9 protein-coding genes are annotated in these 15078 nt (G+C 56.4%); 3 read left to right on the top strand and 6 right to left on the bottom strand.

What is annotated here, in order from left to right; all coding sequences use genetic code 11:
* Positions 1-1062: 1062 nt before the first annotated feature.
* Positions 1063-1668: a histidine phosphatase family protein gene (locus tag ACMHXI_RS04355; protein WP_187575133.1), complete on the top strand. Its 606-nt coding sequence runs from the start codon at positions 1063-1065 to the stop codon at positions 1666-1668.
* On the opposite strand, the gene ACMHXI_RS04350 is transcribed toward ACMHXI_RS04355, so the two are convergent.
* The 6 genes from ACMHXI_RS04350 to ACMHXI_RS04325 all read right to left on the bottom strand — a co-directional run bounded on the left by ACMHXI_RS04350 (position 1638) and on the right by ACMHXI_RS04325 (position 9094).
* On the bottom strand, positions 1638-1922 hold the full coding sequence (locus ACMHXI_RS04350) for a hypothetical protein (protein ID WP_028779536.1): 285 nt from the start codon (positions 1920-1922) through the stop codon (positions 1638-1640). The two genes, ACMHXI_RS04355 and ACMHXI_RS04350, sit on opposite strands and share 31 nt — an antisense overlap.
* Positions 1923-1932: 10 nt before the next feature.
* The gene (locus tag ACMHXI_RS04345; protein ID WP_109248681.1) at positions 1933-2865 is read right to left on the bottom strand and encodes a sensor domain-containing diguanylate cyclase; all 933 of its coding nucleotides are present in this window, start codon (positions 2863-2865) and stop codon (positions 1933-1935) included.
* Between the two features lie 366 nt (positions 2866-3231).
* The gene (locus tag ACMHXI_RS04340) at positions 3232-3972 is read right to left on the bottom strand and encodes a DP-EP family protein (RefSeq protein WP_109248682.1); all 741 of its coding nucleotides are present in this window, start codon (positions 3970-3972) and stop codon (positions 3232-3234) included.
* 117 nt (positions 3973-4089) lie between these two features.
* Entirely contained in the window at positions 4090-4440 is a 351-nt protein-coding gene (locus ACMHXI_RS04335) for a DP-EP family protein (protein WP_218997615.1), read from the bottom strand.
* Between the two features lie 23 nt (positions 4441-4463).
* Complete coding sequence (locus tag ACMHXI_RS04330) at positions 4464-7712, bottom strand: winged helix-turn-helix domain-containing protein (protein ID WP_413734112.1); 3249 nt, start codon at positions 7710-7712, stop codon at positions 4464-4466.
* Positions 7713-7807: 95 nt separating this feature from the next.
* Positions 7808-9094, bottom strand: coding sequence for an acetyl-CoA hydrolase/transferase family protein (locus ACMHXI_RS04325; protein WP_107110468.1), 1287 nt, complete (start codon positions 9092-9094; stop codon positions 7808-7810).
* Positions 9095-9372: 278 nt separating this feature from the next.
* Between ACMHXI_RS04325 and ACMHXI_RS04320 the strand changes: the two genes are divergently transcribed.
* Both ACMHXI_RS04320 and ACMHXI_RS04315 read left to right on the top strand, forming a co-directional pair.
* Positions 9373-12093, top strand: a complete 2721-nt coding sequence (locus ACMHXI_RS04320; protein ID WP_413734110.1) for a hypothetical protein — start codon at positions 9373-9375, stop codon at positions 12091-12093.
* Between the two features lie 187 nt (positions 12094-12280).
* Entirely contained in the window at positions 12281-15028 is a 2748-nt protein-coding gene (locus ACMHXI_RS04315) for a hypothetical protein (protein ID WP_413734108.1), read from the top strand.
* The last annotated feature ends 50 nt before the right edge of the window (positions 15029-15078 follow it).

The following is a 15078-nucleotide window of genomic DNA, read 5'->3' as shown; positions in this document are numbered from 1 at the left end:
CGACGAGCTAACGAGCGCGAAACAGGATGTTGAGCTGGGCCAGAGTCACATGGATGTGACTCTGAGCGTCTGGCGCGATAGCGAATTGGCATCATCAGCACAAGGGGTTTTCCGCTGCGTCGCGGGTCGCTGGGGGTTTGGAAAGGGGGCGAGTCGATACAGCCCCCTTTCCTCGGGTGTGGGGCGGCGAGTGTCGCGTAGCGACCGGCTACGAGCGAGAGCCAGGGATGGCGAACTGGCCCTTGTGCATGGATGCACTTGCTCCACGACTTTAGGCTGCTGGCACAGCGGCTATCATAGCTTTGCTTCTAGCTAAAAGTTCTTAAGTTAGTGCTGGCCTAGCTTCCGGCCACGGTGCAGCCCATCACCTGCGGTGCGCTCTCGCACAGGCGCTCCTGTGACTCGGCGTGAATACGTCCCTGTAGCCTCGACGAAAACGTCCCTGTTTTCGACGGTCACAGTTCCGCCTGTGCCTGGAATTAGGCGTATGCCTGTGGGTCTATCTGCAATTTCAAGCAACGCTATCATTACAGAATTGCACCGCTACCCCTCCGGAGCCGCCGCTGGCGTTGTTGCAAATTGGCGTAGCCGAGACAGGGAGGTCGAGGCTCGAAGGTCGAGCAGGGCGAATGTTGCGAAGCGACAAGTTCATGAGCGCGAGCCAAGGAAGGCGAGCTGGCCGTTATGCATGGATGCATTTGGCGAGTCCTGAGTGTAGCCAATTTGCTTCATAAGCCAGCAGGGATTTCGGCTACGTCGGGGTGTCCTTGGGGATGCAAGGGGCTTTGGACAAGCAAAGCCCCTTGCCCGGTGTGGAACACCACGACTTTAGGCCGCTGGCACAGCGGCTATCATAGCTTCAGGCAAAACTCACCAATGACCTTTGGTTTAGCTGCTGGTTTTAGCTGCCAGCTAAGCTGCAGCCCATCACCTGCGGTGCAGATGGACAGGAAGCCCATGGCAAGTGTGCCGCTAGTATTCAGCCCCAGCTTGCTCCTTCCCCAGCCGGGGAGTACCCTCTTTTGCAGCCAACCGTTTAAGCAGTATCGGGAATTGACCGCCATGCCAAAGGAAATATTTATACTACGCCACGGCCAGACTGAGTTTAATGCCGCCGGTAAGCTGCAGGGACACTGTAACTCACCGCTGACCGAACTCGGCAGGGCGCAGGCAAGAGCTTATGGTGTTGTCCTGCAACAACGACTGCAATCGGCAAGAAATCCTCAACAAGAATTTCAGCTGGTTTCCAGCCCGCTGGGAAGGGCCATGGAAACGGCGACTCTGGTGGCAGAAGTGCTTTGCCGGGATCCCGGCACCATTATTGCCGAGCCCAGGGTTATTGAATGCGGTTTAGGTGAATGGGAGCAGACCCGGGTCGCCGATATCCACGCCGCCAGACCCGAGCTTGCCGGGCGCAATGACTGGTATCTGCAGGGCCCGGGCGCAGAAACACTACCCCAGGTGCAACAGCGGCTGGCACATTGGCTGACCGATCCGGCAACCCCGGAGCGGGTGATCCTTGTGTCGCACGGCCTGACAGGGATTATCCTGCGCGCCCTGTTGCTGGGCCTGGATAACAAGGCACTTTGGCGTCAGGACAAACCTCAGGATGCCCTCTATCACTTTCACAGTGAGGCTCAGGAGAGACTCAAACGCATCTGTTGCTGACTCGCCAACCAGTCGAAGTGGCCCAACAAGGCCTGCAAATAGCGCTGCTCTTCCGCCGGGAGTTGCCCCTCAGCCGCGGCTATCTGTTGTAAATCGCTCAGCAGTTGCCTGACCAAAGGCTCGGTGCAGTAGCCCTTCCACAGTCTCAGGGCGGCTTTTTTCGGCGAATGGCTGTAGCGCCGCAGCTGAATATCGACAAACCAGTCGGCCCGCTCCCGGGCACTGGGCATCAGCGTCATCACATACCAGTTCATCCTCTCCTCCTCAGGCGGATAACTTGATCCTGTCGCGGCCATCGCTCTTGGCCCGGTACAGGGCTGTGTCCGCCGCGCTGAGCATGGCCTCGGCCGTGCGGTACTGGCCATTGATCTCAGTGGCAATCCCCTGGCTGACACTGACACAAACCTCACGGCTCAGCCCCAATTTGACAAAGTCCAGGCTACGAATGGCCTCGGCTATCTGCTCGGCCACCACCCAGGCCATGGCGCTGTTGAATCCGGGCAACACCAGGGCAAACTCCTCACCGCCAAAACGCGCCGCCAAACACTGGGGCGATGGCAACGCCGCGGCTATGGTCTTGGCCATCAATTTCAGGCATTCGTCCCCCATCAGGTGACCATGCTGATCGTTGAACTGCTTGAAATGGTCGGCATCTATGATCAAGGTGCTGATGGGCTTGTGCTTATCGACACACTGCTGCCACTGGCGTTCCAGTGTCTCGGTAAAGGTGCGACGATTGGCCAGTCCGGTCAAATAGTCGGTCGCCGCCAGGGTGGACAGGCGTTTAATCTCATCCCTGTGACCGCTGAGATCATGCAAACCAATCACAAACAGCGGCAGCAAGCCCTGAATAAAGGAGAGCGATAGATTCACCGGCAGCTCGACCCCATCGACACGTCTGAGCAATACCTCCCAGGGACCATGTTGCAGCGGTACCTGGCGACCGTATTGGCTGCTGAACATGCTGGCGTAGCGGCTACGATAAGGCGCCGCCAACCAGGTATGCCAGAATTCACCGGCAAAGGTTTCGCTCTGATCGCCCAGCAGCTCGGCCGCCGGAGAGTTCACCGCCAGCACTTTGCCATCACCATCGGCCAGCACCATAGGTTGCTGCATGCACTCAATCAGGGTCGCCAGAGCCTCGCTGTCACACTCACACTGACTAAAACCAGCTTCATTGCTGTAGGGGCTTGCCATGCTGTTCTCCCTCCCGACCTGCGGGTTGTTCAATTTCGACAGGGATAACTCTAGCGCGTACGTACAAGGCTAACCTTCTGATAAGCTTACGATGTAATTTATTGAAAAATATCGTTAATAATTCAAACCTTCTGTAGACAGGAAAGGCGTCCAACTACAGAAATGCGGCAATGATTGGCAACCATAGGAGCTTTTCGGGCGGGAAAGAATCCCCCGATCGGCACGGATCGGAGGGAATAATTACTTTATATCCTTAGTGACAGCTTTAAGATTAGAGCCCCCACACTGAAATGAGAACAAGCAGAATATCTCTAATGAGTGGCATCTGAGACAGACACCACTCCGATTAATGCAATCAAGCCGGATTTAAAGTTTGGGTCGATTAATAACCTGAGGATCCGGGCTGGCCAGCAAGAGCGACGATTCATCACTGCTGAACAGGAATTGATACTTGCCTGTGCCTGGGTTGCGCATAGAGTCATGCAGCTGCAGCGTCAGGCCATCGGCGCTGACCTCGACCCGATCGATATGACCATCGAAGGGATTGGTGAAGGCGGCACCAACAAACTTCAGCCCGGCCGGAGAATCTTCCAGGTTCAACAGTTGGTAGGTGAGCACCGCAGGTTCACTGACCACCACATCACCACTGCACTCCACGCCCTGCTGCGAATAGTGAAAGCTCGCCTGCCGGGCGTTATCCAGAGTAACACTCAGCACCACTGGCTCACTGACGTGACAGTAAGGTAAACGCGGCCTCAACAATAGGCTGTCGGTTTGGCTCAGCTGCGCCGCCTGGTCAAACTCGGCCATCCGTGACTGCCAGCCAAACAGCGCCAGGATCCGATAGACTTCCGAAGCACTCAGTTGTTGTTGCAACAGCCGGCGATCCAGCTTCACCAGCCCCTGCTCGTCAAACACCAAACTATTGATAAAGGCGGGTAAAGACTGCCCCAAGGGCTCCAACGGCGAAGGCTCGGCCAGCAAGAGTTGCAACTCGGCGTCACTCTTTACCGGCGCCATCGCCATATCGATCTCGGCCTGAGTAGCGGCACTCAGTGCCAGGGGAAAGCTTGCCAGCAACACGCTGACCATCAAAGCAATACGCATAACGACTCCATGTCAATTCGCTCCACATGCCTTATGTGGAGATAACAAACTTAATAAGTGGCATCAGAGACAGATACCACTCCAATTAGTGCAATCAAGCTGGGGTCAATATCAAAATTAGTCAGGTCTGTTAATGATCTCGGGGTCCTGGCTGGAAACCAGTAAAGTATTGCTGCTGTTACTGAGGATCAACCTAAAGCCTGTCTTACCCACTACAGAGTTGGTGTCCATCAGTATCAACATGTCCGGTGCCTCGGTTTTGACTGCATCGATAATGCCGTCGAAGGGAGTATCGAAAGAAGCGCCGACAAAGGCCAGATCCATATCTGTCTTGTCCTGCAGCTTATAGATAATATGAGTGTTGGGCTTATCTACCACTACTGGGCCGTCCGGCTCATAGGCAAACTGAGGCACGCGGTTATCATCCAGAGTAATGGTGACAATGATATTTTTTACGGGTACAGACATAACTTTCATCCTTGTTGTACAGGTTATTGATAGCCATCCAGCTTGGGATAGCCACGGGCTTTTAACTCGGCAAAAAGCTGCCGAGCAGTTTTTGGGTCATCAAGGCAATCTAACGATTTTAAGTAAGGCATAACAAACCCTGGTCTTTTATCTTTCTCGATAAAAGAGCTCAGACGAGTAGCAACCTTCTGACAATACTCAGAAACCATAATGTCAGTTGGGTTTGATGCTTTTAAAAGGCTCGCCTTTAATATTTCCCCATCCGATACATTAATAAGATATGAAACCTTTTTCGGACTTTTTTCATGCAATTTCTCAAATACTGCGATTGATTGAGTAACATAAGCACTCGCGGCACTATAATTCCCATTTTTTTCAAGTTGTCTTGACGCCGCCAAGTAAAGCAATCCACTCAACTCTTGCCGGGATAGCTCAGTCAAAATGTTGTCCTGCTTTATCTCACTTTCAAGATCGACCAACTCCCGTTTGATGTCTGAGTACGAGGTATCTGTTTTTAACGCAAGCATATATACCTGAAGATGGTAGGCATCCCTACGCCAAAGCATGTTTTCCGGATCCTGTTTCAATGCCTGCTTTGCAACCTTAAGAGCAAGGGTGGTAATGTTGAATGCCTCATCTTGTCTGTCAATACGATCCAGCAGCTCCACATACACTCTCAAATTGGCGACCAGCCGCTCCGCCAAATAGGCCTCGGAAATCTGTTCATCCCCCCCCAGTTCAGCCAGGATTTGTTGATGAATGGTCAACGCCGCCAAGATATCCCCATCTGCACTGGCAGCACTGGCTAGCCATGAGCGGGCATTGGCGACATCAGCCAGCCGCTGAGGGTCATCCGGCGACTCGGCCAGTGCGATCAGCTTGAGCCGCAGCGATTCTTCAAAGCCCTGGCGCGCCTTGCTGAAGTCCTGCAGCTTCATCGATAAAGACCCCAGAGAGTTATGGGCGTAGGAAAGTTCCATCAGCGCTTCGCTGTTGTCCGGCGCCAGTCGGTACATGGCCTGGCTGTGTTGCAGATAAGCCTCAAGCCAGGGGCGGGTGCCCTGCCAATCGCTCTGGTCATACTTGAGTTGCCCAAGCCAAAAGGCATTGGCGCCAAGGGTCTTTAACAGCTCCAGCTGATCTGTACTGCCGGACAGCAGTGGCAAGAGTTTGTCTCTGGCGGCCAGCAGCGCCTTTTCCGCTTCATCCACCCGGCCACGGGAATAGGCCACCTCACCCATGGCTTCCAGTGTCTGGCCATGGCGAAACAGCGCCGCCTCACTCAGGCTGCTGTCGGCCTCGCGAAAATAATCCAGCGCCTTGTTGCTGACACCATCGAGCAGATCCATCCGGCCTATGCTGCGCAGCTTGTCGGCAAAGTCACCCACCATAAAGCCCAGCAAGTCTTCTGCCGCCAGGCGCTTGGCCTGCGCCTGCTGCTCGGCTTCAACGCTGCGATAACTCATGAATACCGAGATGAGGGTCAAGAGGCATAAAAGCATGAAAGTCGCGCCCTTGAGGCGCCGCTGGCGCTGCCCTCTGGCGCTGGAGGCGGCAACATAGCTTTCGCTGACTGGATCCAGCTCCAGCAGGGGATCGTTTTTCAGCGCCAGCGCTTCGGTCAGTGGCTTGCCCTGGGGCAGCAGAAAATCGCGACTGCACTGCTGTTGCTGCCAGCGCCTGGCCTGATGGAATAGCCTGGCCTTGGCCGCCAGCCCTTCCCTGTGGCTATCTATCCAGTCTCTGGCCCTGGACCAACGTCTGAGCAAGGCTTCATGGGCTATGCTGAAACCGGGTTCGCTGTCCTCCAGATGGGAGACAAACAGCCGACTGTCGACCAAGGCCTGTACCAAGGCGCGCTCGGCATCCGTGGCCAATTCGGAATATCTGGCGCTGCGACTGGTGACCGACTGCTCATCTTCCCTGAGGGTCACCAGCAGCGACAGCACCCGCGGTAAGGCCGCCCTTTGCGAGCTCGACAAAGAGGCGATGGCATCTTCGGCGGCCTGGCCTATGGCTCCGGCCAGCCCACCCAAGCGGTGATAAACCGCCAGTTGCAACTGGTTGTCGTCACTGCGCTGCAGATACAGGGCCTGCAGCATATACTGCAACATGGGCAGGGCATCCGGGTTACTGGCGGCCTCACGGCACAGCAGCTCATCCAAGCCCAGTGCCGATTCAGGGTCAAATTCCCAACTCAAGCCTGCGGCTGCGGCCGGCAAGCGTATCATCTGCAGCAGTTCCTGACGGCTGGGCGGCAAGAGATCGAAATGGGCGCCATTGCCCTTGCCCGCCATCAAGCTGGGGCTGGCAACCACCTGAGGGTAGAATTCATTGCGACAGGCGCTGAGCAGCAATACGGCTCCGGAACGCGCCAGGGTGTCGAGCAGCGCCAGCCCCTGCTCACGGGCGGCGGCCGAGAAGCGCGGCGAAGACAGCAGCACTTCCAGACGGTCGACAAACAGGCCGAACCTGGGCTTCTGCCAACTTTGGGACGGCAGCGCCCGGCAGAGTTGGGCGCAGAGGCTGTCGATATCCTGTTCCAGTGCATGAGCCAGCGTTTCGGCGCTGTAGCCTGCCAAAACCGGCGCATCGTCCAGCTCCCAGTCGAGCATGGCGGCGGCCAATTCCAGCAGCAGTTGATCTTCGGCGACATCGGCCAGATCCAGTATCGAATAGCAGGCCAGGCCTATGCCGTGAAAGCCCTGAGGCGAAGTCAGATTGGGCAAAATGCCTGCGTTGATCAGCGACGACTTACCGCTGCCGCTGGGGCCAAGCAGCAAGCAAAACCCGCGGCCATGTTTAATCTGCCTGGCTATGCGTTCCAGTAAGGCGTTGATCTGTTCGCTGCGGCCGAAAAACACCCCGGCATAATCGGCGCTAAAGGGTTTTAACCCGGGAAATGGTGAGCCCTGGCTCCAGGCCAGCGACGGCAAACTGGCTTCGTGGCCGATGGGGAAACGGACATCGGCTACAATTCGATAGCCGCGTTTGCGGATAGTTTCGATGAAAGAAGGATCGCCGGCCTTGTCGTCCAGCCCCCGGCGCAGCTGATTGATGGTCTTATGCAGCGGGTTATCGCCCGTGTCGCTGCCGGGCCAACAGGCATCCAGCAGCTCATCGCTGCTGACTACCTCGCCGCTGCGACGACACAGATACAGCAGCACATCCATGGCTTTGGGTTCCAACTGCCGCAGGCGCTTTCCCAGCCGCAAACTATTGCTGCCGGGATCGACCTGCCAATCACCCAAAAAGAAGCTGCTGTCGCTCATGGAACCTACCGCGATAAGAGATTGACCGCATCTTACCCGGTATACAAAGTTAACACCATGATAACAGCGTTAAGTTTTACCTAATGAGCGTTAACTCAAATACTCAAACCCCAGAGCTCGAATGTCTCCCGGCACAGGGATTCGCGAAAATCCGGATGCGCTATGTCGATTAAGGCTCTGGCCCGCTCGCGGATACTGCGGCCCCTGAGGTTGGCACAACCATATTCGGTGGCAATATAGTGCACATGGGCCCGGGTAGTCACTACCCCGGCACCTGGGCTCAGCACAGGCGCGATACGGGAAAGCGCGCCATTGGCGGCCGTGCTCGGCAGGGCGATAACCGAGCGTCCGCCGGGAGAAAGACCGGCGCCGCGAATAAAGTCCATCTGCCCGCCTACCCCGGAATAGATTCGGGTACCTATGGAGTCGGCGCACACCTGGCCGGAAATATCCACTTGCAGCGCCGAGTTGATGGCCATTACCTGCGGGTTGCGGCGGATAACCGAGGTGTCATTAACCTGCTCTATATCCAGAAACAGTACTTCGGGGTTGTCATCGACAAAGTCATAGAGGGCGCGGCTGCCAAGCGCAAAGCCGGTGACCAACTTCCCCGGATGCACCTTCTTGCGGCTGTTGTTAATCGCCCCGGAGCGATAAAGCGCCAGAATGCCGTCGGAAAACAGCTCGGTGTGGATCCCTAAGTTTCGTCTGTCCGCCAACTGCCCCAATACGGCATCCGGAATGGCACCTATGCCCATCTGCAGGCAATCGCCGTCTTCAACCAGAGAGGCTACATGCTTGCCGATAGCCTGGCTGATGGCATCGGCTCCGGCCATGGGGTGTTCGGGCAAAGGCGAACTCTGTTCATACACGGCGGCAAAGCGGTCATAGGGTACAAAGCTGTCGCCATGGGTGCGCGGCATTTGCGGGTTGATATGGGCTATGATCCGGCCGGCCACATCACAAGCGGCGCGACTGGCTTCGACACTGATCCCCAGCGAACAGTTGCCATGGCTGTCCGGCGGTGACACCTGTACCAGCGCCGTATCTATGGGTTGCTCGCCGGAGCGAAACAGCTTGGGCACCTCGGATAAAAAGACAGGCACATAATCCGCCTCGCCACTGGCCAGCAGGGCGCGGGTCGGGGCGCCGCCAAAGAAACAGCGATGGCGCAGATGCCCCTTAAGCTCGGGCACACTCAACGCCTCGGCTTCCTCGGTATGCAGTTGCAGCAAGGTCAGATTCTGCCGCGTCATGGCATGCTGTGCCAGCGCCTCCAGCAAGACTCTGGGGGTGGCTCCCATAGAGTGGGTCCAGATATATTCATCATTCCCTATCAGGGATACCGCTTCCAATGCACTGGAACAAACTCTTGGCGCCATGCTGCTTCCTTATTAGCTCGGTGATTTGCTCCTAACCCTAGCCAGTTGCTCTGTGAAGGGCAATCCCTTGCGGCCAGCCAAGGCCCCTTGCCGGTGGAAAGTGGGCGCTACGCCACACTGGGCCTCAAGCCACGTCCAATTTCACAAAAATACCGCTGCGGTGGATAAGGCGTTTACCCTCAAGGTCTCAGTCGTTAGACTAGCCGGGCCCCAGGCTACAGCAGCAAGTTCCACTGAGTAGCTGCGCCCGGGCAGGACTCAAGTTTCAAGGAAGTAGTATGTCTCAGTTCGACAAGACCCTCAGCGTCAGCCTCAATCCAGAAGATCCCGCCAGCATCGCCCTGGCACTGCAGCAATACCGGCAACACCTGAACGACGGCAGCGCCTTTCGGCTCAATGGCTCCTTGCTGTTCAATATTGAGTTCGTCAATCAGCAGCAAAGGCCGCTTAACCGTGACGATGCCGGTGCCAACCGCCCCTTGTTGGAACACGCCCTCGATGCTGCCCGCCGGGATCACAGACTCAGCTTTTACACCGAACCGGTACTTTTTGCCGCAGCGCTGAACTTTCCCGAGCTATTGGACGAGCTCAAGGCCACAGCCGAGGCCATGGTGGCCTTCTCCCGCCGCCGCAACGACTCCAGCGATCTCTTTATCGATGACTACAACGTCTTCGGGGTGGAAGCCCTCTACATGCTGGCCAGGCAATATCCCGAGCTGAGCCATTATCTGGCCGCCTTTCTGGTGCCTTACTGGAACTTGGAAAGCTTCTACCAACCTGTGTTACTGCTGGGCAAACTGGTGGAGGAGTTCGGCTGGCGCCGCGAACTGATCCACGCCTATCTGCACTGCGACGGCGAACAGAATCGCCGCTGCTTTTTCCAGACCACAGAGGGTAATTCAGTCAACCTCAGCCTGCAGGAACATTTTGCCCGGCATCCGGACGATTACCCCTGGTTTAAGACGCAGCTGCTCAAGCGTCTCGAACAAACCCCGCTGCTGGCCTATGCCAGTGAACAACCGCTTGAACAAACCCAGACGGTACTGGAGTTCTTCTACAGTCTGGGTGACTGGCCGGTAGGGGCTGACATTGACGACACTGAACTGTGGCGGGATCGGGTCAAGCAGCAATTGATCTTGGGTCACCGGGTAGAGGATGAAGCACTTTCCTTGCTGGCGCAGCTGAGCGAGCAGAGCCAACCTCTGGTAATAGTGGCTGAGGCCTGGCGGGAAGACGACCGTCATAGTCTATGGCAAACCGTGGAAGAGCAGGCTCTGGCAGAGGACTATGACTGGGATCAGTATGATAGCGAGCCTGGCTCTGACTATGCCGCGCTATTTTATGACCTGGAAGAGCCGGAAGACTATCTCAGGATTGGTGAGCTGGAAGAGCTGGATGCCGAAGTGGGAGAGGCGATGCTTTGCGCGCTGGCCGAACTGCCCAAGAGCCTTGGCGCCTGCGCCTATGCCGCCTATCGCCTGAGCCGCCTGAACTCGCCGAACAGCTTAAGCCCGGAAGCCGACAAGGCCAACGAGGCCGCGGCGCTGCTTCGCTGGCTGGCGCAGCAGTTGCCGTTACAGTTTCAGCACCATATCTTCTATGAGGGCGGAGAGTACCAAAAGAAAAGGCGTGAACATCGCCTTCTCAAGAGCTGGCTCGCGGATATAGACACCGAGGGCGATGTTGCCAAGATGGCTCAAATTGCCTCTGAGATACTCTATACCAGTAAGGACGGAAAGCGTATTGCACTCTTATGGTCCAATGGCAATAAAGGATTCCAAAACGGCTTGTTGGCGCTGTATTTCCTGCTCTGCGCCCCGGAGCTCGAAGCGCCGCAGTGGCAGGCCTTGAAAACCCTGGCACAAAGGCATTGGCAGCTATGGCTGACACTGGATCCGCTGCAACTGATTGAAAAAATTTATTATTGCTGGGCTGACTACGCCTTCTATCCGGCCATTGATGATGAGCATATCGAGGCCGAATTGCGGCAAAATCTGCTCAAGCTGGGTGTCAGCGAGCCGCAGCTCGATGCTCATACTCTACTGACAGAACAACAGGTGGCTGCCTATCGCCCAGCCGATAAACGCTTCTGGCAAAGTTATATCACCAGGCTTAGCCGGTTTGCCGAAGCCGACCCAGAGGATGACAGCATAATAGGCCGCCGCCTCTGGCAGCAACTGCAGCAGTTGTTGCAAGCGCTTGACTCTGGCCGCGAGCTGCCGAGGCTGAGCTTTTTTGGTCATCTCAAGGCCAACTTCCCCGAGACTCCTCTGCCGCAGGCGTTTTTCGAACTGTTTGATCTTTGCCTGCGGCAAAGCTTCAGCAAATCATTTACCGAAGAGCAGGCGCAAAGCCTCTGCCGCCAGCTCAAGGCTTATCTGACATCGGGCGAAGGGCTTGAACCCTTGACGCCCCAAGCCACGGCCGAGTTACAGGACTGGGTGCCTTGCCGCTCGGACGACCCCGCCGATGCGGCTGAGCTTAGCGACTTTGTCTGGCTATTGCCCGAAGCGCAAGGGCGAGGTTTGGCCCTGTTTCTCGCAGGCCTTGGAACCCAAAGCCTGTATTGGCTTCACCGGCCGAGTGTGGAGACGGCCTATGTCAACCACCTCATTGCCGAGGGTGGTCTCTCGATGGCGCAGCGCTGGGAAGATCAAAGCGTAGGACACAAGCGTCACAGCGACTATGACACAGGGTTAGCCTTTCAGAGTGCCAAGGAAAACTGGGCTCTCTGCTGGCTGGACGGCATAGGCGTAGCGCCGCAAAGCACTGTCTATTTCGCCGTAAGCCAAGGCCGCGCCCCGGCGCCCTTCCTCAAACATTTGGCCGATGAGGGTCGACTGCCGGAGACCTCGCAGCTCTTGACCATAGACGGACGTGTACGCCTGCTGAAGTTGCTGGCACAAGCCGGGGTTGACGCCGAGCTTTTCAGCTCCTTCCTGCAAGACGAGTCTGCCGCGGTCCGGCAACTGGCCAAAGATTTGGCGCAAGGCTCTTAGAAGAGCTCTTAGATAGCAGGCTCTTAAGGAAGACATTGATAAAACAGCAGTTGGGAACACCCCAATAAACGAGTAATAACGGATAACTGCCGCGCCCTGACTCATGGCGCGGTCGCCGGTTGTTTAACAGGAAGTGCCTTACTGGCAGCGACCGGCAAAAGCATTAATTTAATATCAAGGAAGCAATATGCCCCAGTTCGACAAAACCCTCAGCATCAGCCTCAAGCCACAAGATCCCGCCAGCATCGCCCTGGCGCTGCAGCAATACCGGCAACACCTGCACGATGGCAGCGCCTTTCGTCTTGAAGGCTCCCTGCTGTTCAACATCGAGTTTGTCAACGAGCAACAGCAGCCACTCAGCAATGACGATGCCGGCGGCAACCGCAACTTGCTGGTGCATGCACTCAGCGCCGCTCGAGCGCACCACACCTTTAAATATTGCACTGAAGCCGTGCTGTTTGCCGCAGCGCTGAACTTCCCCGAGCTATTGGACGAGATCAAGGCAACAGCCGAGGCCATGGTGGCCTTCTCCCGCAGTCGTAACGACTTTAGCGATCTCTTTCTCGATGACTACAACGTCTTCGGGGTGGAAGCCCTCTACATGCTGGCCAGGCAATATCCCGAACTGAGTCATTATCTGGCCGCCTTTTTAGTGCCTTACTGGGATTTGGACAGCGGCTACACACCCGTGGAACTGCTGGGCAAACTGGTAGAGGAGTTCGGCTGGCGCCGCGAACTGATCCACGCCTATCTGCACTGTGATGGCGAACAGAGCCGCCGCTGTTTTTTCCAAACCGCCGAGGGTGATCCAGTCAACCCCAGCCTGCTGGAACACTTTACCGAGCATCCTGACGATTACGCCTGGTTTAAGGCGCAGCTGCTCAAACGTCTGGAGCAAACCCCGCTGCTGGTCTATGCCGATGAACAAACGCAGGAAGAAACCCAACCAATACTGGAATTCTTCTACAGCCTGGACGACTGGCCGGTAGAAGCGGAACTTGAAGACACTGAGCTGTGGCGGGATCAGGTCAAGAAGCAATTGATCTTGGGGCACAGGGTGGAAGATGAGGCGCTGGCGCTGCAGGATGCGCTCGGCGTTGAGCCCAAAGCACAGGTTGCCGAAGCCTGGCTGATGGACGACAGGCTCGCCCCCTGGCAGCAGGATAAAACCGATACCGGCAGCGCCCAGGCAGAGCAGGATAAAACCGATACCGGCAGCGCCCAGGCAGAGCAGGAAAGTGGCAAGAGCTCCGGGCAAACTCAAGGCGACTGCCAACTACCCAGCTTGGAAGAGCTGCCTTTTTTCCTGCTTAGCCATACCTGCAAGCAAAGTGACTTCGCACAGTTGGATGCAGCCATTGCCGATCGTCTGCCGGCGGCACTGGACAAGTTGCCGACCCACCTGGGAGGCGTTGCCTATGCCGCCTATCGGCTCGGCCGCCCCGAGTGCACAGCGGCAGAAACCCAGGCTCTGCTTGGTTGGCTGGAACAGCATTTCCTCACTGCCTATATGCGTGTCTTCAAGCGGCATGGTGGCAGTTTCAATAGCGATAATCCGCAGCATTTGACACTCAAGGCCTGGCTCACTGAGGCCAAGGAGCAGCAGGATGCAGGCACTATGGCCGCCGTTGCCGATTCGCTACTGGACAAGGATGGCGGAACCCGCGGAAGCCAGATAAGCCAGCATCAAGCGGCCTACTGGTTGTTTTTCCCGGACGATGGTTTCCAGTGCGGCCTGCTCAGCCTGTTTTTCCTGTTAAATAGCCAACTGCCACAGGCTCACACCGAACTGCAGATCCTGGCCAAGCGCCACTGGCAACTGCTTTTGAAACTGGCGCCTATGGTGCTTATCAGCCGCATCAGTCAGTTTTACGCAAACTATGAGGGATATGCCGCCATAGATGATCCGCAGACAGAACAGAGCCTGCATCAAAAGCTGCTGGCACTGGGAGTCAGCGAGGCGCAGCTGGATGCCCATACTTTGCTGCAAGACAGGCGTATCGCGCGCTATGCGCCGGCCAACGAGCGCTTCTGGCAACGTTACCTCGAGCGATTGGCAAGCTTTGCCGAAGGCGATCCCGAAGATAACAGCATGATAGGCCGCAGCCATTGGCTGGCTCAGCAAAAGCTGTTGGATGCCCTAAACTATTGCGATGAAACGGCCATGCTGGGGTTTATTGCCGATCTCAAGGCCTGTTTCCCGGAGCGCCCCTTGCCGCAGCAAGCCTTTGAGCTATTTAACCTCAGCCTGCAACGTGGTCTGGAGCAAAGACTCAAACCGGCAGCGGCGAAGGCTGTATATGACAAGTTACAGGCCTATTTGCAAAGCGGCGAAGGCTTGGAAAACCTGACACCACAAGCCTTGAAACTGCCGGTTCTACAAGGTTGGGATCCCTACAGCGATTATCGCGGCAAGGTTGGCGTGGCAGACTTTGTCTGGCTGTTGCCTACCGAGATGGGAGAGCGACTGGCACTGTTTCTCAGCGGTCTTGGGAAACGAGGGCTGCACTGGTTGGGCTGTCCCAGTGTCAGGGAAGCCTATGTCAACCATTTGGTTGCCGAAGGCCATCTGAATATGGCCGAGCGTTGGCAGGATGAAGCGCTTGGGCACTCAAGCATCGGCGATGTCGATGTGAGCCTGCAACTTGAAGCCGACAAGGAGTTCTGGGCGCTACTCTGGTTGGATAGGATAGGTGTGACGCCACAGGCCACTGTGTATTTTGCCATGCACGAAGGGCGGCAACCTGAGTCTTTTATTATTCACTTGGCCAGCCAGCAGCGGCTGCCGGATATGTCCAGGCAGCTGACCGCAGACGAGCGCAAACGCCTGCTGGAAATCATCGCCAAGTTTGATTGTCTGACCGAAGAAAACGCAGAGCCATTCAAGCAAGACGAGTCGAGCGTCGTCAAGCGTATGCTGGGCAAGTTGTTTTAAGGCTAAAGAGGCGTTGCCGGTCAATGCGGCAACGCCTCTTTAAGATAGTT

It is taken from the genome of Shewanella sp. BJSY2023SW005 (assembly GCF_047314585.1).
Lineage (GTDB): Bacteria > Pseudomonadota > Gammaproteobacteria > Enterobacterales > Shewanellaceae > Shewanella > Shewanella algae.
This window is presented reverse-complemented; position numbering and strand designations above follow the sequence as displayed.